24 protein-coding genes are annotated in these 21,404 nt (G+C 62.4%); 14 read left to right on the top strand and 10 right to left on the bottom strand.

The annotated features are described in order from the left end of the window. Window positions 1–39 precede the first annotated feature (39 nt). From infB to rimP, 4 genes are read right to left on the bottom strand one after another with little or no spacing between them, the layout of a single operon-like run. Window positions 40–2,814 (bottom strand): translation initiation factor IF-2, encoded by a 2,775-nt coding sequence (infB, locus tag ACXYMS_RS14640; RefSeq protein ID WP_458907445.1) that lies wholly within the window; start codon window positions 2,812–2,814, stop codon window positions 40–42. Between the two features lie 5 nt (window positions 2,815–2,819). Then, complete coding sequence (locus ACXYMS_RS14635; protein WP_458907443.1) at window positions 2,820–3,491, bottom strand: RNA-binding protein; 672 nt, start codon at window positions 3,489–3,491, stop codon at window positions 2,820–2,822. Between the two features lie 44 nt (window positions 3,492–3,535). Continuing rightward, a complete protein-coding gene (nusA, locus tag ACXYMS_RS14630) occupies window positions 3,536–5,143 on the bottom strand; it encodes a transcription termination factor NusA (RefSeq protein WP_458907441.1) in 1,608 nt (535 codons plus the stop codon). 1 nt (window position 5,144) lies between these two features. After that, complete coding sequence (gene rimP, locus ACXYMS_RS14625; protein WP_458907439.1) at window positions 5,145–5,762, bottom strand: ribosome maturation factor RimP; 618 nt, start codon at window positions 5,760–5,762, stop codon at window positions 5,145–5,147. Between the two features lie 281 nt (window positions 5,763–6,043). Between rimP and ACXYMS_RS14620 the strand changes: the two genes are divergently transcribed. After that, the gene (locus ACXYMS_RS14620; RefSeq protein WP_458907437.1) at window positions 6,044–7,294 is read left to right on the top strand and encodes a GGDEF domain-containing protein; all 1,251 of its coding nucleotides are present in this window, start codon (window positions 6,044–6,046) and stop codon (window positions 7,292–7,294) included. Window positions 7,295–7,543: 249 nt separating this feature from the next. Continuing rightward, window positions 7,544–7,813 carry a PepSY domain-containing protein gene (locus tag ACXYMS_RS14615; protein WP_458907435.1) on the top strand — a complete coding sequence of 90 codons (270 nt, stop codon included), beginning with the start codon at window positions 7,544–7,546 and terminating at the stop codon, window positions 7,811–7,813. A 44-nt stretch (window positions 7,814–7,857) separates the two neighbouring features. Here the strand turns inward: ACXYMS_RS14615 and ACXYMS_RS14610 are convergent, their stop codons facing one another. From ACXYMS_RS14610 to metK, 3 genes are all read right to left on the bottom strand, one after another. Continuing rightward, window positions 7,858–8,232: a winged helix-turn-helix transcriptional regulator gene (locus tag ACXYMS_RS14610; RefSeq protein ID WP_458907434.1), complete on the bottom strand. Its 375-nt coding sequence runs from the start codon at window positions 8,230–8,232 to the stop codon at window positions 7,858–7,860. A 102-nt stretch (window positions 8,233–8,334) separates the two neighbouring features. Further along, the gene (gene trmB / locus ACXYMS_RS14605) at window positions 8,335–9,039 is read right to left on the bottom strand and encodes a tRNA (guanosine(46)-N7)-methyltransferase TrmB (RefSeq protein ID WP_458907432.1); all 705 of its coding nucleotides are present in this window, start codon (window positions 9,037–9,039) and stop codon (window positions 8,335–8,337) included. Between the two features lie 77 nt (window positions 9,040–9,116). Then, entirely contained in the window at window positions 9,117–10,373 is a 1,257-nt protein-coding gene (metK, locus tag ACXYMS_RS14600) for a methionine adenosyltransferase (RefSeq protein WP_458907430.1), read from the bottom strand. Between the two features lie 223 nt (window positions 10,374–10,596). Between metK and ACXYMS_RS14595 the strand changes: the two genes are divergently transcribed. The 7 genes from ACXYMS_RS14595 (at window position 10,597) to ACXYMS_RS14565 (ending at window position 16,068) form a co-directional block, all read left to right on the top strand. Next, the gene (locus tag ACXYMS_RS14595) at window positions 10,597–11,211 is read left to right on the top strand and encodes a ribonuclease D (RefSeq protein WP_458907428.1); all 615 of its coding nucleotides are present in this window, start codon (window positions 10,597–10,599) and stop codon (window positions 11,209–11,211) included. Between the two features lie 16 nt (window positions 11,212–11,227). After that, window positions 11,228–11,881: a hypothetical protein gene (locus tag ACXYMS_RS14590; RefSeq protein WP_458907427.1), complete on the top strand. Its 654-nt coding sequence runs from the start codon at window positions 11,228–11,230 to the stop codon at window positions 11,879–11,881. Further along, window positions 11,878–12,339 carry an LptA/OstA family protein gene (locus ACXYMS_RS14585; protein WP_458907425.1) on the top strand — a complete coding sequence of 154 codons (462 nt, stop codon included), beginning with the start codon at window positions 11,878–11,880 and terminating at the stop codon, window positions 12,337–12,339. Before ACXYMS_RS14590 ends, ACXYMS_RS14585 begins: the two co-directional genes overlap by 4 nt. Next, window positions 12,282–13,097: an LPS export ABC transporter ATP-binding protein gene (lptB, locus tag ACXYMS_RS14580; RefSeq protein WP_458907807.1), complete on the top strand. Its 816-nt coding sequence runs from the start codon at window positions 12,282–12,284 to the stop codon at window positions 13,095–13,097. The genes ACXYMS_RS14585 and lptB overlap by 58 nt, the downstream gene beginning before the upstream one ends. Before the next feature lie 123 nt (window positions 13,098–13,220). Then, window positions 13,221–14,726 (top strand): RNA polymerase factor sigma-54, encoded by a 1,506-nt coding sequence (gene rpoN / locus ACXYMS_RS14575; protein ID WP_458907423.1) that lies wholly within the window; start codon window positions 13,221–13,223, stop codon window positions 14,724–14,726. Window positions 14,727–14,971: 245 nt separating this feature from the next. Then, the gene (locus ACXYMS_RS14570; RefSeq protein WP_458907421.1) at window positions 14,972–15,553 is read left to right on the top strand and encodes a ribosome hibernation promotion factor; all 582 of its coding nucleotides are present in this window, start codon (window positions 14,972–14,974) and stop codon (window positions 15,551–15,553) included. Window positions 15,554–15,600: 47 nt separating this feature from the next. Further along, window positions 15,601–16,068 carry a PTS sugar transporter subunit IIA gene (locus ACXYMS_RS14565; protein WP_458907419.1) on the top strand — a complete coding sequence of 156 codons (468 nt, stop codon included), beginning with the start codon at window positions 15,601–15,603 and terminating at the stop codon, window positions 16,066–16,068. 74 nt (window positions 16,069–16,142) lie between these two features. Here the strand turns inward: ACXYMS_RS14565 and ACXYMS_RS14560 are convergent, their stop codons facing one another. Together ACXYMS_RS14560 and ACXYMS_RS14555 are read right to left on the bottom strand one after the other, a co-directional pair. Further along, window positions 16,143–16,427 (bottom strand): DUF1150 family protein, encoded by a 285-nt coding sequence (locus ACXYMS_RS14560; RefSeq protein ID WP_458907417.1) that lies wholly within the window; start codon window positions 16,425–16,427, stop codon window positions 16,143–16,145. Between the two features lie 27 nt (window positions 16,428–16,454). Further along, entirely contained in the window at window positions 16,455–16,874 is a 420-nt protein-coding gene (locus ACXYMS_RS14555) for an Hsp20 family protein (protein ID WP_458907416.1), read from the bottom strand. A gap of 108 nt (window positions 16,875–16,982) precedes the next feature. Here ACXYMS_RS14555 and ACXYMS_RS14550 point away from each other — a divergent pair, with 108 nt between their 5' ends. Then, window positions 16,983–17,816: a glycosyltransferase family 2 protein gene (locus tag ACXYMS_RS14550; protein ID WP_458907414.1), complete on the top strand. Its 834-nt coding sequence runs from the start codon at window positions 16,983–16,985 to the stop codon at window positions 17,814–17,816. 53 nt (window positions 17,817–17,869) lie between these two features. Here ACXYMS_RS14550 and ACXYMS_RS14545 read toward each other — a convergent pair whose 3' ends face one another. Continuing rightward, the gene (locus ACXYMS_RS14545) at window positions 17,870–18,184 is read right to left on the bottom strand and encodes a hypothetical protein (protein ID WP_458907412.1); all 315 of its coding nucleotides are present in this window, start codon (window positions 18,182–18,184) and stop codon (window positions 17,870–17,872) included. A gap of 303 nt (window positions 18,185–18,487) precedes the next feature. Here ACXYMS_RS14545 and rpmI point away from each other — a divergent pair, with 303 nt between their 5' ends. The 4 genes from rpmI to ACXYMS_RS14525 all read left to right on the top strand — a co-directional run bounded on the left by rpmI (window position 18,488) and on the right by ACXYMS_RS14525 (window position 21,398). Beyond that, complete coding sequence (gene rpmI, locus ACXYMS_RS14540; protein ID WP_046105910.1) at window positions 18,488–18,688, top strand: 50S ribosomal protein L35; 201 nt, start codon at window positions 18,488–18,490, stop codon at window positions 18,686–18,688. A gap of 19 nt (window positions 18,689–18,707) precedes the next feature. After that, a complete protein-coding gene (gene rplT / locus ACXYMS_RS14535; protein ID WP_458907411.1) occupies window positions 18,708–19,109 on the top strand; it encodes a 50S ribosomal protein L20 in 402 nt (133 codons plus the stop codon). Window positions 19,110–19,220: 111 nt separating this feature from the next. Continuing rightward, complete coding sequence (pheS, locus tag ACXYMS_RS14530; protein ID WP_458907409.1) at window positions 19,221–20,351, top strand: phenylalanine--tRNA ligase subunit alpha; 1,131 nt, start codon at window positions 19,221–19,223, stop codon at window positions 20,349–20,351. A gap of 6 nt (window positions 20,352–20,357) precedes the next feature. Next, window positions 20,358–21,398: an ASCH domain-containing protein gene (locus ACXYMS_RS14525; protein WP_458907407.1), complete on the top strand. Its 1,041-nt coding sequence runs from the start codon at window positions 20,358–20,360 to the stop codon at window positions 21,396–21,398. Window positions 21,399–21,404 lie beyond the last annotated feature (6 nt).

Below are 21,404 nucleotides of genomic sequence, written 5' to 3'. Positions count from 1 at the left end.
AAACCGCGCCTTTCCAATTCTCTATCCGACAGATGCGGACTACAGCGTGCGCTGCACTGTCTCGACGCGGAAACATTCGATGACGTCGCCGGCGCGGATGTCTTCGTAATTCTCGAAGGCCATGCCGCATTCCTGGCCGGTCTGGACTTCCTTAACCTCGTCCTTGAAGCGCTTGAGCGTCTTGAGCTTGCCTTCGTGGATGACAACATCGTCGCGAAGGAGGCGCACACCGGCGCCGCGTTCGACGAGGCCCTCGGTAACCTGACAGCCGGCGACCTTGCCCACCTTGGTAATCTGGAAGACTTCCAGGATCTTGGCGTAACCGATGAAGGTTTCACGCCGTTCGGGAGCTAGCAGGCCGCTCATGGCATTCTTCACGTCATCCACGAGGTCGTAGATGATGTTGTAGTAGCGGATTTCGATGCCGTCGCGGGTGGCCAGTTCCTGCGCCTGCTTGTTGGCACGGACATTGAAGCCGATGACAATGGCATTGGAGGCCGAGGCCAGGGTAACATCGCTTTCGGTGATGCCGCCCACGCCGCTCATCAGGATCTGAGCCGATACTTCGTCGGTCGAGAGCTTGTTGAGCGAGGCAACGATGGCTTCCACCGAACCCTGTACGTCACCCTTGATGATCAGCGGGAACTTGGAGATGCCAGCGATCTTGAGCTGGTTCATCATCTGCTCAAGGCTCGTCGCACCGCCGCCGGCCGTCTTCTCACGGATGGCGCGTTGACGGTATTCGGTGACTTCGCGGGCCCGCGCTTCGTTTTCAACCACCGAGAAGCGGTCGCCGGCACTCGGGACGCCGGTAAAGCCCAGAACTTCCACCGGGATGGAGGGGCCGGCCAGTTTGACCTGTTCGCCCTTGTCGTTGATCAGGGCACGAACACGGGCAAACTCAGTGCCAGCAACAAGAATGTCGCCGACCTTGAGCGTGCCGCGCTGGACCAGAACGGTGGCCACGGCGCCGCGACCCTTGTCGAGCTTGGCTTCGATGACCAGGCCTTCGGCACGGCCATCATGAGGCGCCCGGAGTTCGAGCACCTCGGCCTGCAGCAGGATGGTTTCGACCAGCTTGTCGAGACCGTCCTGGGTCTTGGCCGAAACCTCCACGTCGAGCACGTCGCCGCCCATGGATTCCACGAACACCTCGTGCTGGAGCAGTTCGGTGCGCACGCGCTGGGGATTGGCTTCCGGCTTGTCCATCTTGTTGATGGCCACGATAATCGGAACGCCCGCTGCCTTGGCGTGCTTAATGGATTCAATGGTCTGGGGCATGACGCCGTCATCGGCAGCCACGACAAGGACCGCAATGTCGGTCGCCTGGGCGCCGCGGGCACGCATGGCGGTGAACGCCTCGTGGCCCGGGGTGTCGAGGAAGGTCACCTTGGAGCCGTTCTTTTCGACCTGATAGGCGCCGATATGCTGGGTGATTCCGCCGGCTTCGCCAGACACGACATTGGCTTCGCGGATGGCGTCGAGCAGGCTGGTCTTGCCGTGGTCGACGTGGCCCATAATGGTCACGACCGGCGCGCGATTGGCCAGGTCCTCGACATTGTCGTCGGAGGGCAGATCGTAAAGCCCCTGCTCCACGTCGGCTTCGGAGACGCGCTTGACCGTGTGACCGAGCTCGGACGCGATCAGTTCGGCGGTGTCGGCGTCGATCACATCGTTGATCGTTGCCATGGTGCCCTGCTGCATCAGCATCTTGATGACGGTGACCGAACGCTCGGCCATGCGGTTTGCCAGTTCCTGGACGGTGATGGCTTCCGGGATGGTCACTTCGCGGCTGAGCTTGGGCGCATCCTGCTGGTTGCGGCCCATTTTCTTGTCGCGGCGGCGGCGCATGGCGGCCAGCGATGGCCCCTTGTCGCGATCGCTTTCGGTGGTGGCGCTCGAGACCGTCAAGCGGCCACGGGCATTGGAATCATTGGCGCCGCGACGGGTCGGGCGCTCGGGCTGAGCGCGCGAGGCCCGGCGGGCATTTTCCATTTCCGCTTCGGTGGTAGGACGCTGTTGCGGCGCGCCGGTGCGGATCTTGCGGCCATCGGCTTCGCTGGGCGGTGCTGGCGGCACATTGCCAATCGGGGCCATGCCGGCGCCGGCAGGGCGACGTTCGCCAGCTGGGCGGCCGGCCGTGCCTGCGGGGCGCGTATTGCCGGAGGGACGGGCCGAAGCGGGTCGTTCGCCTTCACCCGGACGCCCGGCAGGGGGACGTTCGCGCGACGGGCGGGGCGGCTGGCCGGGACGACCGGCCACCGTACGCACTGCGCTGGGCCCGGGATTGCGCTGGCTGGCCGGCACGAATTCCTCGCGCGGGGCCGCCTGTTCGGGCTCGGAGGACGGAGCTTCAGGCTGCTCGGCCTGGCGCGATTCTTCGGCCTGGCGGCGCTCTTGTTCGGCGCGCGCAGCTTCCTCGCGAATCTGGCGGCGACGATTGTCATCCTCGATGCGGCGCGCTTCCTCGGCGGCAAAGCGCTCGCTGTCTTCGGCCTGGCGGGCGCCGGCCATGGCCAGCGCCTGGCGGCGAGCCTCGGCTTCGGCGGCATTCAGCCCCAGGGGTGCGCGGTTCTGCTGCTGCATGGGTCGGCCCTGCGGACGGCCACCCTGGGCACCAGGGCGGCCGCTGCCAGCGGGTGGGCCGCCAGCGGGCTTGGGCACGATGCGCGTGCGTTTTTCCACGACCACGGTCGAGCGCGAAGGCCCACGCGACATCCCGCCGGGGCGATTGCCCAGCCCGGCGCCACCCTTGAGGGTCAGAGTCTTCTTGGCGCCAGTGTCGTCGGAACGCTTGTCGTCGTTATCAGCCATACTTCCTATCGTCTTTCGTCCTGTTCCGCGGGCAAAAGCACACCGGACGCCGCAATGCGGTCGGTGTGTTCATCCATCGCTGGGGCGTTGTATCGGGCCAGTCTATTGGCCTTGTCCACCGCCGATTGGGCTGCCGCCCCTGTCGTTAGGGCAGCATGTATCACATTTTCGAGCCCAAGTGCCAAACCCATTTGCACACTTGAGAGCGATTCAAAATGCGGCACGTCAGGACCCCTGAGGCCCGCCTCGTGTCGCGCATGGTTGAGAGCCCGGAGGGCTCCCAGCATCTTGTTGCGTCCGTCCTCGGCCGCGTCGGTCGCGGTTAGCAGCGCCAGCACCTGGCCGGACTGCATGGCGGACTTGACCTTGGTGGCGCCGGAAATGAACTGACCGGCTTTCCTGGTCATGCCCAGCGCTGAAAGCAGGCGCTGTTCGAGCCGCAGCCGGGTCAAATCCGCCAAGTCCTCGGGCACGGTAACCGGTGCCTTGAGGCTCTTGGCGAAGGCTTTCTTCTTGACCGCCTCGGCCACCGCCTGGTGGCTGAGCGTGATCCAGACTCCGCGACCTTCGGCCCGTGCATCGACATCGGGCACGATGGACCCATCGGGCCCGAGCACGAAACGCACCAGCGCCTCGACCGGCATTTCTGCTCGGGTCAAGGCACAGGTTCTAACCATGTCTGCGCTCCGGGCCAAGGCCGGGTGCTCCCAGAAGGCGGTCCTTAGACCGCCTCCTCCTCGGCATAGCCTTCGCCTTCGTCGCCAGCTTCGGCGGGAAGGTCTTCGGCGCTGATCCAGCCGGCGCGTACGCGGGCCTGCATGATCATGTCCTCGGCTTCCTCGCGCGACACGGGGAAGTCCTTGAAGGTGCCGTCAAAGCGCTTGGTCTCACCATCCTTGCGTTCCGTCCAGCCGACCAGATCGTCGGCTGCGCAGCCAGCGAAATCTTCCACCGACTTGATCTCTTCCTTACCCAATGACACCAGCATGGCGGCATTGAGACCGGCGATCTCGTAAAGTTCGTCCTGGACGCCCAGCGCCTTGCGCTCTTCGTCGAACTTGGCGTCGATCTCGGCCAGGTATTCGGTGGCGCGGTTCTGGATTTCGCCGGCCGTTTCCTCGTCGAACCCTTCAATCGAGGCGATCTCATTGGGTTCGATATAGGCCAGTTCCTCGACCGAGGAAAAGCCTTCGGAAGCCAATAGCTGGGCAACCATCTCGTCAACGTCAAGGGCTTGCATGAACAGGGTCGAACGTTCAGTGAATTCTTTCTGGCGCCGTTCGCTCTCTTCCTGCTCGGTCAGGATGTCGATATCCCAACCAATCAATTGGCTGGCAAGGCGTACATTCTGGCCCCGACGGCCGATGGCGAGCGACAGTTGCTCGTCGGGCACAACCACCTCGATGCGCTCGGCCTGCTCGTCGAGCACCACCTTGGCGACATCGGCCGGCTGCAATGCCGAGACCACGAGGTCGGCAATCGAATCGGTCCAGGGAATGATGTCGATCTTTTCGCCCTGCAATTCGGCAACCACAGCCTGAACGCGGGAGCCGCGCATACCAACGCAGGCGCCAACGGGGTCGATGGAGCTATCATTGGAGGTGACGGCGATCTTGGCGCGGCTGCCAGGATCACGGGCAATCGAGCGGATGGTGATGACGCCATCATAGATTTCCGGCACTTCCTGCATGAACAGCTTGGCCATGAACTGGGGATGGGTGCGCGACAGAAAAATCTGCGGGCCGCGCTGTTCGCGGCGCACGTCATAGATATAGGCGCGGACGCGGTCGCCATAACGGAACAGCTCGCGCGGGATCAGTTCGTCGCGCCGGATAATGGCTTCGCCACGACCCAGATCGACGATCACATTGCCATATTCGACGCGCTTGACGGTGCCGTTGACGATCTCGCCGACGCGGTTGGTATATTCCTCGAACATGCGGTCGCGCTCGGCGTCGCGCACCTTCTGGACGATGACCTGCTTGGCCGACTGGGCGGCGATGCGGCCGAATTCCATGGGCGGCAGCGGCTCGGTCAGGAAGTCGCCGATCTTGGCGGTCGGGTTCTTGACCTGGGCAAGCTTGAGATTGACCTGGCGGCCCGGCTCTTCGACGGCCTCGACGATTTCGAGCAGGCGCCACATCCGGGTTTCGCCGGACTTAGGGTTAATCTCGACCTTGATTTCGGTCTCGGCGCCATAGCGGCCCTTGGCGGCCTTTTCCATGGCATCCTGCATCGCCTCGATCACCACCATGCGGTCGATGGACTTTTCGCGGGCGACCGCATCGGCAATCTGCAACAGCTCAAGGCGATTCGCGCTAACGGCCATTTCAGTTCTTCTCCTCAGAGACTTCTTCAGTGTCGGCGTACTCGACCGTTTCGGTCTCGTCGTCGTCGATGGGGTGCAGCTCCTGGTCGGCGCGCGCCATGTCCATGAGCTTGTCGGTCATGACCAGCTTGGCTTCGGCAATGGAAGCGAAGCTGAGCTTGTGATTGGGGTCGGTGCCGCCGGGTGCATCGGGCAGGATGATGATGACGCCTTCGTCATCGACCGGGCCGATTTCGCCGCGGAAGCGCTTCCGGCCATTGATCATGTCGGAGAGCTCGACCTTGGCCTCGTGGCCGATGAAGCGCTCGTAATCGCGCTTGCGCACCAGCGGGCGATCGATACCGGGGGAGGAGACTTCCAGGTGATATTCGCGGTCGATGGGATCTTCCACATCGAGCACCGGCGAAAGATCCTTGGAGAGCGCCTCGCAATCATTGATGTTGAAGCGGCCGTTCTTGTCCTCGGCCATGATCTGCAGGGTGCAGCCGTTTTCCGGGGTGATCTTGATCCGCACCAGCGCGTAGCCGAGGTCATTGGCCACCGGCTCGACAATGCAGGCAACGCGGGCTTCGAGCCCGCTTTCCTTGATGTAGCGCTTTTCGCTCAGATCGAAAGCCATGAAGGTCGTTCAGGTTTGGCGGCTGCTCGCAAAATGGCGCGCACCTGGCCGCAGATAAACAAAAAGAGCGGGGGCCTTCCGGCACCCACTCTCGAATGAGAGCAACGATGTTGGCCCTCCTATAGACCCCCATAGGGGGAAAGGCAAGGTGTTCGACACTGCGCAAGGTCTCGTAAAGAATGTTCGGAAAAAGCCCAGGGCGGGAACAGCCCGTTTCAGTTTAGGCCATGTTTGGCCGCTAGGCTTGCCAGCAAAACCGGTTCGAAACAGGAGGCCTGGCCATGACCCTCCCAGCCCTATCGCCCACACTGAGCGCGGCCAGCGACACCGAGCGCCTCGACGCGCTGGACCGCTATGACATACTCGACACACCTGCCGAACCGGCCTTTGACCGGGTGGCCAACCTGGTGCGCCTGGTGTTCCGGGTGGAGACAGCACTGGTGACCATGATCGATGGGCATCGGCAATGGTACAAGGCGGCCCTGGGCACGCCCAACAGCCAGGTGCCCGTCGGCGACAGTTTCTGCCAGCACGCCCTGTTGGCGCATGACCCACTCATTGTCAACGATGCGACACTGGATCCGCGCTTCCGTGCCAATCCGCACGTGACCGCTGACAATGGCGTGCGCTTTTACGCCGGCATGCCGCTGGTGACCCCTGATGGCCACATCATCGGTACGATCTGCGCCATCGACAGCCGTCCGCGCGCCTTCTCGGAACGGGAGGTAGAAATCCTGCACGAATTGGCCCAGGTGGTGATGAGCGAACTAGAACTGCGCCAATTGGCGACCATGGATGGCCTTACCGGCCTTGCAACGCGCCGCGCCTTCAAGGCCGATGCCGCCAAGTATGTGGCCCTGGCTCGCCGCCATCGCAGCCAGCTCTCGGTCATCACCTTCGACATCGACCACTTCAAGAAGGTCAATGACAATTACGGCCATGCCGGTGGCGACATGGTGCTCAAAGCCGTGGCTGCTGCAGCGCAGGCCGGCCTGCGGCAGAGCGACATTTTGGGCCGGCTGGGCGGCGAGGAATTTGCCGCCATCCTGCCCGACGCCGATGGTCCGGCAGCTGTGGCGGTTGCCGAAAAGCTGCGACATGCGCTGAGGGTCTTGGAGTTTCCCGGCAGTCGTCCGCCGATCCGGGTCTCGGCCAGCTTTGGCGTCGCCACGCTCGATCCAGGACGCGACGATCTGGACAGCGTATTGCTCAAGGCCGATGAAGCACTCTACGAGGCCCAGGGCGCAGGGCGCAACACCACGATGAGTTGGCGCGGCACCACCACGGCAACGCTGGTGGAACCGATCGAGCGCCGCCGTGTGCTTAAGGCGGGACGCCTGGTGTTCAATGACCGGCGCTCGGTGGTCGACTGCACGGTGCGGGCCCTGTGGGATAAAGGCGCAGAGGTTCAGATTGCCACGACCAGCGATCTGCCCGATGACATCACGCTCGAACTGATTTCGAGCGGGCACAATTGGAGCGCCCGGATCGTCCAGCGCCGTCCCGCCAGCCTGGAGCTGAGCTTCGTCTAGATCGGCGCCTGATGCTGTGCCAGTGGTCGATTCAGGGCTCGCCCGGCAGCGCCTTTCACAAGGTATCAAGGACCCGTCCTGGTTTCCCTGAGGAAACCGGGTTTCCTTCAAAGCCCTTGATTTCCCCGGACAAACCCTCGGGTCGTCACGCGCGGATTCAAGAGCAAAATAGTCGATTCCGGCTGCTTGCAGGGCGCGGGGCGGGTGATCATTTCCGGTTCGTTCAAACCAGAAGGGATATTCCATCCCATGATCAAGAACACTGTGATCGCTCTCGCTACGATTGCTGCTCTTGCCGGTATTGCAGCCCCCGCCATGGCCGCCGGCTCACTGGCGTCGTCCCCCTCGGACAATGGCTTTGACCAGGACTATGTGCTGGCCCAGCTCCAGCACAAGGGCATCGACGCCTCTTCGGTCGAGGAATGGGGTGACTATCTTGTGGCGCTGGTCACTGAAGATGGCGGCAAGCAGACCATGGTTTATCTGACCCCGGTCACGCTCGATGTGGTCAATCTCTGATTGATCCGCACCCGGCGCCGCCAGACATGGCGGCGCCCGAACTTTTACGCCTGGAAGCCGGCCCGGTCACCACTGGCATCGAACAGGCGCCGCGCCGCTTCCACGGCATTGCGATTGCGCTGGGCGAAATGCTGGAACTGGTCGGCCAGCACCAGCAATTCCTGTCCCAGATCGGTCAGTTCGTAGTCGACCCGCGGCGGGATGGTGGCAAAGGCGGTGCGGGTGACGAAGCCGTCGCGTTCCAGCTCCCGCAGGGTCTGGCTCAGTGATTTCTGCGGCACCCCGCCCATATTGCGGCGCAGTTCATTGAACCGCATGGTGCCGCTGCGCAATTGCACAATCACCACCAGCGCCCACTTGCTCGGCCGCACCACAAGCAGATCCTGGCTGGCGTGATCGGGCGAGGGGGGCTGCGACATGGGGACGTCTCCGGCGGCGTAAGACCCCGATATGGGTCGTGGGACGCCAAGGTCCAGAGCGCTCGGCCATGAAAGCTTGTCAGGGTGACCGGATGGTTACAGTCAGGCGCGTGTGAAGCTGAAATAGAAGCTGATCATGCGACCCTCGCGCCGCGCCTTCTGCTCATAGCGGGTCGGCAGCCAGCCCGGATAGGGATTGTGCCAGCTGCCCGGCGCCTCGGGCGCGAAGGCAAAGAGCGGCTCGCGCACGATATGGGCCAGCGTCCAGTTGGCATAATCCTCGATATCGGTGGCGAAGTGAAACTGACCACCAGGCCGGATCACCCGCGCCAGTTCCCCAAGCGTGGTGGGCGAGACAAAGCGGCGCTTATGGTGGCGCGTCTTGGGCCAGGGATCGGGATAGAGCAGGTAGACCGCGTCCACCGAAGCCTCGGGCAGGGTCACCAGCAGTTTGAGCGCATCATCGGTATAGAGCCGCACATTGGTCAGCCCCCGCGCCTCGATGGCCTGGACCATCTTGCCAATGCCGCCGGTAAAGACCTCGCAGCCGATAAAGCCGGTCTCGGGTTCTTCAGCCGCCTTGCGGGCCAGGTGTTCACCGCCACCATAACCGATCTCGGTGACGATCCGCTTTGCGCCGGGAAACAGGTCCCGTGGATCAAGCCGGTCCGACAGAGCGATCTCGACCTGGGGCAAGAGTTCAGCCACCTGCGCCTTCTGCCCGCCATGCAGTTTCTTGCCCGAGCGCCGGCCAAAAAAAGCGCGCGGTTCGCCGGAGCGGGTCTTAGGCAGTTCGTGGTCGGGCATCAGGCTTGCTGCAATAGAAAGGGGGCCTCCCGCCGCTTTTGCGGAAAAGAGGCCCCCGGTCAATGACGAATGCGGTTTCAGGCGACCGCGGCCTTGAGGGCCTTGACCAGATCGGTCTTCTCCCAGGAGAAGCTGCCATCGCGGCCGGCCTTGCGGCCGAAATGGCCGTAGGCGGAAGTCTTGGCATAGATGGGCTTGTTCAGGTCGAGATGGGTGCGGATGCCGCGCGGAGTCAGGTCCATCACCTCGGCCAGCGCCTTTTCCAGCACCGCTTCGTCCACCTTGCCGGTGCCGTGCAGGTCGACATAGATCGAGAGCGGCTTGGCCACGCCAATGGCATAAGAGAGCTGGATAGTGGCGCGATCAGCGAGGCCAGCAGCAACCACATTCTTGGCGAGATAGCGCGCGGCGTAGGCTGCGGACCGGTCCACCTTGGTGGGATCCTTGCCCGAGAAGGCACCGCCACCATGGGGCGCAGCGCCACCATAAGTGTCGACGATGATCTTGCGACCGGTCAGGCCCGCATCGCCATCGGGGCCGCCGACGACAAACTTGCCGGTGGGATTGACGTGCCAGACGGTGTCGGCGCCGATCCAGCCCTCGGGCAGAGCTTCACGAATATAGGGCTCGACGATCCCGCGCACATCGGCGGAGGTCAGAGTCTCGTCCAGATGCTGGGTCGAGAGCACGATCTGGGTTACCCCAACCGGCTTGCCATCCTGATACTTTACCGTCACCTGGCTCTTGGCATCAGGGCCGAGCTTGCCCGCTGGGCCGTTATTGGCCTTGCGCGCTTCGGTCAGGGTTTCGAGAATCTTGTGCGCATAATAGATCGGAGCAGGCAGCAATTCGGGGGTTTCGCGTGCGGCATAGCCGAACATGATGCCCTGGTCGCCAGCGCCCACATCCTTGTTGCCGGCCTCGTCCACGCCCACGGCGATATCGGCTGACTGGCCATGCAGCAATACGTCGATGCGGCAGGTCTTCCAGTGGAAGCCGGACTGCTCGTAGCCGATGGCGCGGATGGCCTTGCGGGCGGCCGACTTGAACTTGGACGGATTGACCACCGGGGCGCCTGCAGCATCGGTGACGATCTTGCCGTCCTTGCCCTTTTTCAGCAGCGTTTCGGGCACGCGCACTTCACCGGCAATGACCACGCGATTGGTGGTTGCAAGGGTTTCGCAGGCAATGCGGACAGCACCCGCATCCATGCCGGCCTTCTTGGCCTCACGGAAAACCAGATCGACGATTTCGTCGGAAATCCGGTCGCAGACTTTGTCGGGATGACCCTCGGAAACGGATTCCGAGGTAAACAGGTAGGAAGATCGGGCCACGTTAAACCTCTTTGCAAGTGGCGAGGGCGCACGCGGAAGTGCGCGTAAGGGGACACGTTCCCCATTACTTTCGGTGGTGTTTCTCGCAGGTCCGGGCGCGGAAAGCAACATGCATATAAGGAAAGCTTTATATCGGCCGGCGCAGCGCCCGGGCCCGCCATGCCTTTCCTTGGCCATCGCTCTGTGCCAGAGAAGAATCAGTTTCAAAACGGGACCAGGTTCAATGGCCATCCGAATGCATCGCGGCGACTTGCCCAATCTTTCCAATTACGGCCGCGAAGTTGCGATCGACACCGAAACCATGGGGCTGCATCCCCATCGCGACCGGCTCTGCGTGGTGCAGCTATCTCCCGGCGATGGCAGCGCCGATGTGGTGCAGATTCCGCAGGATGTCAGCGAGGCCCCAAACCTGGTCACGCTGCTGAGCGATCCCGGCGTGACCAAGATCTTCCACTATGCGCGTTTCGACGTGGCCGTGCTGCAGAACCGCTTCGGCGTGGTCACCGGGCCGGTCTATTGCACCAAGATCGCGTCGAAGCTGGTGCGCACCTATACTGACCGGCACGGGCTCAAGGACCTGGTGCGTGAACTGCTCAATGTCGACCTTTCCAAGCAGCAGCAGAGCTCGGACTGGGGCGGGGACAAGCTCAGCGATGCCCAGCTCGATTACGCCGCCTCCGACGTGCTCTACCTGCATGACCTGAAGCGCCATCTCGATCGCATGCTGGCCCGCGAAGGCCGCACGGAACTGGCGCGGTCCTGCTTTGACTTCCTCAAGACCCGCTGTGCGCTTGACCTGATGGGCTGGGAAGAAGCCGACATCTTCGCCCATAGCTGAGGTCCGGAGGCCGGCCATGCCAGCGCTGGAAGCGGGGCGCCAGAGCTATCAACGCCTCGCCCGGCGCAACCGGAGGATCGGGGTGCTGCGCCTGGCAGTGCCGCTGTGCGGGGCGCTGGTGCTGGGGAGCCTGATGGCGCAGGTCTATCTGGCGAGCCTGACGAGCCGCTTCGGCATCGATCAGCTCAGTGTGACGCCGGAGGCGATCAACATCGAGGCACCCGAATATATCGGCACGTTGGCCGATGGCTCATCCTATCGCGTCTGGGCCGAAACGGCCCGCGCGGCCACCGCGCGCACGGACCTGATCGAGCTCACCAATGCGCAGCTGGTCATCAATCGGATCGACGGCGTGCAGGTGACCATGGAGGCGCGATATGCGCAGCTCGACACCACCAGCCAGCTGACGCTGGTGCCGGGTCTCGCGGACGTGGCCGATTCGACCGGAACCACCGGCACGCTCAACGATTCAATATTTGACTGGCACAGCCAGATTCTGACGACGCGGGGAAAGGTGGACGTGGACTATGCCGATGGCTCGAAGGTTCGGGCCGAGGGCCTTGTCTATGACGCCGCCAGCGTAGTCTGGACATTTGAGCGATCGGTGGTCACCCTGCCCTCGACGCCGGGCGAAGACGTCCCGGACACTTTTGGAGACCAAACACAATGAGGCGCGCCTGGCTAGCAATGGCACTCGTGCTGTCCCTGGGCCTGGCAGGCGCCACGCAGGCACAGAGCCCGGTCGAGATCACCTCGGACCTGTTCGTTATGAATGAGGATGTGCGCGAGGCCGTATTCACCGGCAATGTCGTGGTCATCCATCCCAATGTCACCGTCTGGGCGCCAAAGGTGGTCGCGACTTATGGGGCGGGCGGCACCACCGATATCGAGACTTTCGTGGCTTCGGGCGGCAATGTGCGGCTCAAGACCAAGGACCAGGATGCCACCGGCGAGCAGGCGGTCTATACGCCCGCCGACCAATTGCTGCGCCTGACCGGCAATGTCACGGTCAACAATGCCAGCGGCACGGTCAATGCCACTGAACTGGTGGTCAATCTGGCAACCAATGTATCCACCTTTACCAGCTCGGGCGGCGGCCGGGTCACCGGGGTGTTCACCTCGCAATGAGTGCTGAGCCCCGCCCGCGCATCGACCAGACGGGCTGGCTGGTCGCCCATGGCCTGGCGCGCAGCTTTGGCAAGCGGGCCGTGGTGCGTGACGTATCGCTGGCCGTACGGCGGGGCGAGGCGGTGGGGCTGCTGGGCCCCAATGGGGCGGGCAAAACCACGGTCTTCACCATGATCATGGGCCTCGTCAAACCCGATGCAGGCAAGATCCTGCTCGACGGGCAGGATATTACCAGGTTGCCACTGTTCCAGCGCGGACGCTTGGGCATGGGCTATCTGCCCCAGGAACCCTCGATCTTTCGCGGATTGTCGGTGAAGGACAATATCATGGCGGTGCTGGAAAATACCGTCCGTGACCGCGGCCAGCGCGAGAAGCGCCTTGAGGCGCTGGTCAACGAGTTTTCCATTGCCCATCTTGCCCGCTCCAATGCGCTCTCGCTTTCGGGTGGCGAACGACGGCGCGTCGAGATTGCGCGGGCCCTGGCCGCCAATCCCGGCTTCATGCTGCTCGACGAGCCTTTTGCCGGCGTCGACCCGATCGCCGTCGCAGAGGTCAAGGGGCTGGTGCGGCAGCTGACGCAGCGCGGCATTGGCGTTTTGATCACCGACCACGCGGTGCGCGAAACGCTGGGCCTGGTTGACCGTGCCTATCTCATCCATGGCGGCAAGGTGATGATCCAGGGCAAGCCCGAGACCATTTCCGCCGATCCCGAGGCGCGCCGCGTCTATTTGGGTGACAGCTTCTCCATTGATGGCTAAGCCGCTAACGGCAATTTTACGGCAATTGGCACGAAACTTGCCGAGCGGCCGGAATTGAGTCATGGTCCGCGCGGGAAGCGGCCGCCTGCGGCCGGTATATTTGCATATTAGGGCCGCACATTCATGGCGATGACGCCACGGCTGGAATTTCGCCAGTCACAGACCCTGACCCTGACACCGCAGCTGATGCAGTCGATCCGCCTGCTGCAGCTCAGCCATCTTGAGCTCAACGACTTCGTCGATATCGAACTGATGCGCAATCCGCTGCTGGAGCGCGAGGAAGGCGGCCCGGACGACGCGGATGCGGCCGAGCCGGCTGAACGCGCCGTCGAGATGAGCGCCTATGAGGATACGGTCACCCAGGGCGACCGCATCAAGGATGCCGACCAGATTGCCGAAGGTTATGACACAGCTGTCGAGAATGTCTTTCCAGACGCAGGGCCGTCCGAACATGGCCATGTGACCGGACCGGATCGCAATGGCAGCTTCGAGGGCGGTGAAGCGCCCGATATGGACCAGTACATCGCCAGCCGGCCGCGGCTTTCCGACCATCTGGAGGCACAGTCGCATATGCTGCTGCGCACCCCGGCGGACCGGCTGATTGCCCTGCACCTGATCGATGGCCTCAACGAGGCCGGCTATCTGGTGGTCGAGCTGGAGGCCGTGGCGGCCTTGCTGGGGGCTGAACTGGAAGATGTCGAAGCCGTGCTCGAAGCCCTCCAGACCTGCGACCCGCCCGGCATCTTTGCCCGCAATGTCGCCGAATGCCTCTCCATCCAGTTGCGCGAACGCGACCGGCTCGACCCGATCATGCAGAAGCTGATCGCCAATCTGCACCTCCTGGCCGAACACAATATGCCTGCGCTGCTCAAGGCGGTGGGCTGCGATCGCGAAGACCTGGCTGATATGCTGGCCGAGTTGCGCCTGCTTGACCCCAAGCCCGGCCTAGCCTTTGACAGCGCTCCGGTGGAATCGGTGGTGCCCGATGTCTTCGTGCGCCACGGCCCCGATGGCGGCTGGCAGATCGAGCTCAATACCGAAGTGCTGCCGCGGGTGCTGGTTAATCGGGTCTATTACGCCACGGTGACCAGAAAGGCCCGTGACGCGGCCGAAAAGACATTTCTTTCGGATTGCCTCAACACCGCCAACTGGCTGACCAAGAGTCTCGACCAGCGAGCCCAGACCATTACAAAGGTTGCTGCCGAAATCGTCCGGCAGCAAGACGGGTTTCTCACCCATGGCGTGGCCCATCTGCGGCCGATGACGCTGAAGACGGTGGCCGAGGCCATCGACATGCATGAATCGACCGTCAGCCGCGTCACCTCCAACAAATATATGGCGACGCCGCGCGGCCTCTACGAGATGAAATATTTCTTCACCACGGCCATTTCCTCGTCCGATGGCGGGGTCGACCATTCGGCCGAGGCGGTGCGGCACCGTATCCGCCAGTTGATCGATGCCGAGCCGGCCAGCGACATTCTCTCGGACGACACCATTGCCGAGATGCTGCGCAAGGAACAGGGAATCGACGTGGCGCGCCGCACCGTCGCCAAATATCGTGAGGGGATGAACATCCCGTCTTCGGTGATCCGTCGGCGTCAGAAAAAGGAACTGCTGCGCACCGCCTGACCGGCCGCGCCCGCCGCTTGCAGCGATTCATGGCGCGGTAACGGTAAGTGGCAAGCTTGTGGCTGTCATCTGCTTATTCGATCCGATCATCCCAGTTGCGCATGGACAGCCCCCATGGCCGGGACTAGCATCCTTGTCGTCGACAACCCACATCAGGATTGTCGGCAGACGCAGGTCCCGTTGAGCCGGGAGCGGCTTTTTCGGAACTCTCGCGTCGAGCCCAACGACCGAAAGGAACAAGAGCCATGACCCTACGCGTTTCGGGAAAGAACATGGATGTCGGCGATGCCCTGAGGGGCAAGGCTGAGGAGCACTTCGCTGCAGTTGTCGGAAAATATTTCGAAGGCGGCGGATATGACGGACATCTCACCCTGACTCCGGACGGTATCGGTTTTCGTGCCGATTGCGTTATCCACCTCGATTCGGGCGCAACCCTGCAGGCGAGCGCGCTGGGCGGTGATGCCACCAGCGCCTATGAGGTCATGGCCCTCAATATTGAAAAGCGCCTCCGGCGCTACAATCGCAAGCTCAAGCAGCACCGCAAGGGTAATAATGGCAATGGCGTGGATGGGCTGACCGCCCAGTACACCGTGTTCGGCGCCTCGGAGGAGGTCGACGAGCTCGACGAGGATTACGCGCCGCCAGTGATTGCCGAATCAACCAAGAATCTTCGGCAGATGAGCGTCGACGAGGCGGTGATGGAACTCGATTTCTCGGGACAACAGGTCGTGATGTTCCGCCATGCTGGACATGGGGGTCTGAATGTGGTTTACCGCCGCGCAGATGGCAATATAGGCTGGATTGATCCAGCCCTGGGCGCCAATTGAACGGCGGGCTCGACGCCAACTCCCTGGATTGATTCTAAGGCAGATTAATGGAATTGGCCGATATTTTGGCGGAGCATGCTGTGCTGACTTGCACCGGCGTGTCCAATAAACGCCAGCTCTTTGAAATTCTTGCGCAAAAGGCCGCAGAACTCACCGACTTCCCGCAGGCACAGATCCTTGCGACCCTGACGGGCCGCGAGGAGCTTGGCTCGACCGGGCTGGGCAATGGCATTGCCATTCCCCATGGCAAGATTCAGGGCCTCAAGGGCGTGACCGCTGTCTTCGCGCGGCTCGACCAGCCCATCGACTTTGATTCGGTGGACGACCAGCCGGTGGACCTAGTGGTGATGCTGCTGGCGCCTGTCGGCGCCGGGGCCGATCATCTCAAGGCCCTGTCGCGGGTGGCGCGACTCCTGCGGACCGAGGCGATGACTGACCAATTGCGCGCGGAGACCGATCCGCAGCGGCTCCATGCCATACTGACGGCGCCGCTGGAAGCGACCTACGCCGCCTGACAGTTTGATGTCCGGCGCAAACAAACCCCCGCGGCCAGCGCTGCGGGGGTTTTTCATTGGCATGGAAATGGAGGTCAGTGCAGGGTGGCGACGCCGATGTTCTGGTCGGTGAGCCATTCGGTGACCGCCTCGGTCGTATCGGCCACCATCAGGGGTGTGCCGTCAGCCGACATCACCAACTGATACTGGGTCAGACCGTCGAACTGGGTATCCTCGATCAGGGTCGTGAGCACGAGGCCCGAGACGGGCTTCACATAGGCCACTGCGTCCCCGCCCAGCGCAGCGAACTGGGCGCGCGTCAGGTGCTTGAGGGGGTTGGCGGCGTCGATCGCATCTTCATTGTTGCGCTTGTCCATCATTTTTCGGCCCTTTCTTTTTCTCTTTCCTCACAGGGAGCGAATGTCGATCTGTCGGGCGATTTTGGGCGCGCGGGGGCGCTCAAGAGTAATAACGAGCATACCATGCCCTAAAGTTGCATCCTTCACTTCCATGCGATCAGCCAGGAGAAAGCTGCGCTGGAACTGGCGGGCGGCAATACCGCGGTGCAGGAAGTCGCGTCCGGGCTCGTCGACCTGACGGCCTCGGACCATCAACTGGTTGTCTTCCACACTGACGTCGAGGTCGGCCTGGGCAAAGCCAGCCACCGCGATGGAGATCAGGAACCTCTCGGTGCCGTCCTCGCCCGTGGAGCGCTCGATATTATAGGGAGGATAGCCCTCCGCCGACCGGGTCAGGCGATCAATGCGCTCCTCGAAGCTATCAAAGCCGAGGAGAAAGGGGGCGGAAAACACCGAAATACGCGACATGTTACAAAGCGTCCTTGAGCATCAAGCAACGTCCTTGCCTTCGACCCGATAGAAGTGGCATCGAAGACCTGCAAAACATATGGGTCGAAGAGCCTGAAGGTTCAAGTCATGCGCCAGACCGTCGCCGTCATCACCCCGGCCTATAGAGCGCAGCCGACCCTGGTGGAAACCGTGCGCAGCGTGCTGGGGCAGACCTATGGCGACTGGCAGCACTGGATCATTGCCGATGACGGCTTTGACTATGCCGGTTTCCTGGCTGACCAGGATCTTGGCGACCCGCGGCAAGTCTTCGTCTCCAGCGGAGGAGTGGGACGGGGCGCCTCGGTCACCCGCAATGTAGCGCTCGACCAGCTCGATGTGCCCTTTGCCGCCTTTCTCGACGCTGATGACCGGTTGAAGCCGCAAAAGCTCGAACGCGCTGTCGCGGCGCTGGGCCAATATGGCATTGTTACCACGGCGCTCGATGTGATGACCGATACCTTCGCTCATCTCCGCCATGTCGGCGCCGGGCCTGATCGCGTACTGACGCCGGGCCAGCACAAATGGGTGAACCTGTCCATGGACGCAATGCTGGTCTGGGATCGGAGCCGCGCTGACGGGCGGTTCGACCCCAGTATGAGCAACATGACCGATCTGGAATTTCTGCTGCAACTCTACCGCACGAATGGCCTAAGTTATCACCTTGGTACGCCGCTGCATGATTATATCAAACGCGACGGCTCGATGAGCAATTCCAGCGATGTCGCTGCCGGCATGACCGCCAGCAAGCGCGAAATCCTACGGCGGCTCGAAACCGGCCATTATAGTCTGGAGGCGGCTGACGTCGCCGGACTGGCGGCTTTTCTTGCCACCTCGATCAAAGCCGAGGCGGCTTATGGCGCGGCGTTGGCGGACAGGTCCGGACTATTGTTTGAGGACCATCTGGAACCGATGCTAAAATGAAAGGCGGCCGGTCCTTCAGAACCGGCCGCCTTTCATCGGATCGCCTTGTGCGATCAATACGCGTAGAGGGTCAAATCGTTTTCCGTGCCCGATACGCCAACGATCTGATCGATGTCGAAACCTTGATTGGCGACTGTCGCAAGCAAACGCTTGTTGTTCATGATGCGCTGCTGAACCGAGCTCACATCGTTGTCATATTTGAGCGAGCTTGCCGCGCCGCCGCTCACGCTCAGAACCGTGGCGCTCGATGCGCTATCAATGGCAAGCAGGGAGTCGAAGGCGTTCATGTTGTCGAACGGGCTGGCATTGGCAGCCGAAACGCCACCAAGAAGGACTGCGGAAAGTGCGATGGTCTTGATGATATTCATAGTAAAATTCCTCAATTTGACGCTGACCTGATGAAAGCGACTTGTGGAGTGAGTTACGGATTTTTGGCGGGAAGGTTTCAGCTTCAATCCAGATTTCACCGAATGCCTGGACCCGATAGGCATTCGCGCGGCAAAAGGTCGGGCCGCGAATGATGGTCGTGCCATCGCCGGAGGTCTTGCCTCCCCGCGCTTTTCCTCCTATAGAGCGCCATCTCCGGACCGCCCGGCCAACAGGCATGCCGTGGCGGTCTTTGAATGCGATGGGCCTCAATCCATCCTGAACTGCTCTAAAGGACCCGCAAAATGCCCAAGATGAAGACCAAGTCCGGTGCCAAGAAGCGTTTCAGCTTCACCGCCACGGGCAAGGTGAAGGCCGGCGTTGCCGGCAAGCGCCACCGCCTTATCAGCCACAACGCCAAGTACATCCGCACCAACCGCGGCACCAAGATCCTCTCCAAGGGAGATGAAGGTCTGGTGAAGTGGTACATGCCGTACAACCGCTAAGCTGGAAGGACACTAAAGAATGGCACGCGTAAAAAGGGGCGTAACCGCCCACGCTCGTCACAAGAAGGTCTTGAAGGCCGCCGAGGGCTATTATGGTCGTCGTAAATCCACGATCCGTATCGCCAAGCAGGCCGTCGAAAAGGCCGGCCAGTACGCGTATCGCGATCGTCGCGTCAAGAAGCGCAATTTCCGGGCCCTCTGGATCCAGCGCATCAACGCCGCCGTGCGCGATCACGGCCTGACCTATGGCCGATTTATCGACGGCCTCAGCAAGGCTGAGGTTGCGGTCGACCGCAAGGTGCTGAGCGATCTCGCGATCACCCAGCCCGAAGCGTTCGCGGCCCTGGTCGTCAAGGCCAAGGCAGCGCTGGCGTATCTGGAAGGCGTGGACGCCACCACCCACGCCCGCGTCACCGCCTAACTTCAGAACTTCGCTGAGGTCAAAATCCGCGCCTTGCGCCGCCCGAGAGGGCTGGCGCGGGGCGTTTTTGTTTGCTCTAAACGCGCCACACTATCCGAGTTGAGAACCAAGATGTCCCTGGAAGCCCAGATCGAAACCCTGCGCACCGAGCTTTCTGCCGCCATTGCCGGCGCCGACAGCGAAGCCGCGCTCGACAGCGTGCGAGTTTCCGCCCTGGGCAAGAAGGGCAGCGTTTCGGCCCTGCTCGCCACACTCGGCGCCATGGACCCCGAAGAGCGCAAGCTCGCCGGCCCCGCCATCAACGGCCTCAAAAATGACATTGCAGCGCTGATCGACGCGCGCAGCACCCAGCTCAAGGGGGCAGCTCTCGAAGCCCGCCTGGCCGCCGAGACCGTCGATGTCACCCTGCCGCTGCAACCGGCGCCGACGGCCAAGGGCCGTATTCACCCGATCAGCCAGACCATCGACGAAATCACCGCCATTTTCTCCGATATGGGTTTTTCCATCGCCGAAGGGCCTGATATCGAGACCGACTATTTCAACTTCACCGCGCTCAATTTCCCCGAAGGCCATCCGGCGCGGGAAATGCACGACACGTTCTTCATGAAGCCGGGCCCGGACGGGGTGAAGAAGGTTTTGCGCACCCATACCTCGCCGGTGCAGATGCGCGTCATGCAAAAGACCAATGAAAAGCCGGCCGCCGCCTATATCACCCCGGCCATGGACCCGCCGATCCGCGTGGTCATGCCCGGCCGTACCTATCGCAATGACAGTGACCAGACCCACACGCCGATGTTCCATCAGGTCGAGGGTCTCGTCATCGACAAGTCGAGCCATATCGGCCAGTTGCGCTGGGTGCTCGAAGAATTCTTGAAGGCCTTCTTCGAGGTGCCGAGCGTGACGTTGCGCTTCCGTCCCAGCTTTTTCCCCTTCACCGAGCCCTCGATGGAAGTCGACGTGCAATGCGACCGCTCCGGCTCCGAGGTGAAGATCGGCGAGGGCAATGACTGGCTCGAAATCCTTGGCTGCGGCATGGTGCATCCCAATGTCATCCGCAATGCCGGGCTCGACCCCGATGTCTATCAGGGCTTTGCCTGGGGCATCGGCATCGACCGCATTGCCATGCTGAAATATGGCATGCCTGACCTGCGCGCCTTCTTCGACGCCGACCAGCGCTGGCTGGATCATTATGGGTTCAGGCCGCTGGATCTGCCGACGCTGTTCGGGGGGCTTTCGAGCTAGGAACCGATGGCCAGCGCCACCGCCACCACTGAGCCGATCCGCTTCAGCTTCGGGGATTCTCCCGAACTGGCTGATCGCCTGCTCGCGCTGGTGCTGGCGGGCAAGAAGACCGCGACCTGCGGGGCGCTGCGCGATTATGGCGCGGGTGGCGAGGCCATGCCGGTGGTCGGGCGCCGCGACCTGGTGCTCAATGGCGCGGGTGAGGATGCCTGCGTGATTGAGACCCTTTCGGTCGAGACGCACCGCTTCGACGACATCGACCCAAGCTTCACCGATCTTGAAGGCGAAGGCTCCTATGCCGAATGGCGGGCGGGGCATGAGGCCTATTTCGCCCGCAATGGCGGCTTTGCGCCGGATATGGAGATCGTCTGCGAGACCTTCCGGCTGGTCACCGTGCTGCCTGCGGGACGTGACCTCTACAACAAAGTGGCGACGCCGGTCTTCATCGTCACCGATATTGAGTCGGATGGTCCGACGCCGCTGCACAATTCCATGCTGAGCTTTGCCTCGGTGGCCGTCACCGCCGATGGCACGCGCCTTGGCGAGTTCGAAGCCGTGCTGACGCCTCGTCCGGACCGGACTACAAACGAGACCACAATGGCTTGGTGGGCGACCCAGCCGGAAGCCTGGGCGGCGGCGACGACAAATGCCGAGGATCCGGCGATCGTCATGCCGCGCTTTGCCGACTGGGTCGAAAGCCTGCCCGGGCCAAAGGTGTTCGTGGCGGCGCCGATGATCTTTGATGGTCTCTGGATGGACCATTATCTGGATGAATATGCCGGCACCCGTGCGCTCAGTGGCCCGTTCAAGGGCCGCCAGATCTTCCGGGGCGGCGGCATTTGTCTTTACACCATGGCCGGAACACTGCGCGGCGCGCCGTACCTGGACTGGGGCATGAGCAAGCTGCCGGCTGAGTTCTACGGCCACGTGCCCCACACCCATAAGGCCATCGACGATGCCCGCGGCTTTGCCCATGTGCTGGTCGAGCTTTTGAAACTTTCTTCGGCGCTGCCTCCGATCACCGGCAGCGCCAGCGACTTCCGCTAAGGACCA

Source organism: Devosia sp. CAU 1758 (assembly GCF_054482695.1).
The sequence above is the reverse complement of the archived record's forward strand: the minus strand, read 5'-3'. Positions and strand labels throughout refer to the sequence as shown.

Coding starts and splice junctions, on each gene's coding strand:
- infB (WP_458907445.1), bottom strand. CDS start 2,814: ATGGCTGATAACGACGACAAGCGTTCCGACGACACTGGCGCCAAGAAG.
- ACXYMS_RS14635 (WP_458907443.1), bottom strand. CDS start 3,491: ATGGTTAGAACCTGTGCCTTGACCCGAGCAGAAATGCCGGTCGAGGCG.
- nusA (WP_458907441.1), bottom strand. CDS start 5,143: ATGGCCGTTAGCGCGAATCGCCTTGAGCTGTTGCAGATTGCCGATGCG.
- rimP (WP_458907439.1), bottom strand. CDS start 5,762: ATGGCTTTCGATCTGAGCGAAAAGCGCTACATCAAGGAAAGCGGGCTC.
- ACXYMS_RS14620 (WP_458907437.1), top strand. CDS start 6,044: ATGACCCTCCCAGCCCTATCGCCCACACTGAGCGCGGCCAGCGACACC.
- ACXYMS_RS14615 (WP_458907435.1), top strand. CDS start 7,544: ATGATCAAGAACACTGTGATCGCTCTCGCTACGATTGCTGCTCTTGCC.
- ACXYMS_RS14610 (WP_458907434.1), bottom strand. CDS start 8,232: ATGTCGCAGCCCCCCTCGCCCGATCACGCCAGCCAGGATCTGCTTGTG.
- trmB (WP_458907432.1), bottom strand. CDS start 9,039: ATGCCCGACCACGAACTGCCTAAGACCCGCTCCGGCGAACCGCGCGCT.
- ACXYMS_RS14595 (WP_458907428.1), top strand. CDS start 10,597: ATGGCCATCCGAATGCATCGCGGCGACTTGCCCAATCTTTCCAATTAC.
- ACXYMS_RS14590 (WP_458907427.1), top strand. CDS start 11,228: ATGCCAGCGCTGGAAGCGGGGCGCCAGAGCTATCAACGCCTCGCCCGG.
- ACXYMS_RS14585 (WP_458907425.1), top strand. CDS start 11,878: ATGAGGCGCGCCTGGCTAGCAATGGCACTCGTGCTGTCCCTGGGCCTG.
- rpoN (WP_458907423.1), top strand. CDS start 13,221: ATGGCGATGACGCCACGGCTGGAATTTCGCCAGTCACAGACCCTGACC.
- ACXYMS_RS14570 (WP_458907421.1), top strand. CDS start 14,972: ATGACCCTACGCGTTTCGGGAAAGAACATGGATGTCGGCGATGCCCTG.
- ACXYMS_RS14565 (WP_458907419.1), top strand. CDS start 15,601: ATGGAATTGGCCGATATTTTGGCGGAGCATGCTGTGCTGACTTGCACC.
- ACXYMS_RS14560 (WP_458907417.1), bottom strand. CDS start 16,427: ATGATGGACAAGCGCAACAATGAAGATGCGATCGACGCCGCCAACCCC.
- ACXYMS_RS14555 (WP_458907416.1), bottom strand. CDS start 16,874: ATGTCGCGTATTTCGGTGTTTTCCGCCCCCTTTCTCCTCGGCTTTGAT.
- ACXYMS_RS14550 (WP_458907414.1), top strand. CDS start 16,983: ATGCGCCAGACCGTCGCCGTCATCACCCCGGCCTATAGAGCGCAGCCG.
- ACXYMS_RS14545 (WP_458907412.1), bottom strand. CDS start 18,184: ATGAATATCATCAAGACCATCGCACTTTCCGCAGTCCTTCTTGGTGGC.
- rpmI (WP_046105910.1), top strand. CDS start 18,488: ATGCCCAAGATGAAGACCAAGTCCGGTGCCAAGAAGCGTTTCAGCTTC.
- rplT (WP_458907411.1), top strand. CDS start 18,708: ATGGCACGCGTAAAAAGGGGCGTAACCGCCCACGCTCGTCACAAGAAG.
- pheS (WP_458907409.1), top strand. CDS start 19,221: ATGTCCCTGGAAGCCCAGATCGAAACCCTGCGCACCGAGCTTTCTGCC.
- ACXYMS_RS14525 (WP_458907407.1), top strand. CDS start 20,358: ATGGCCAGCGCCACCGCCACCACTGAGCCGATCCGCTTCAGCTTCGGG.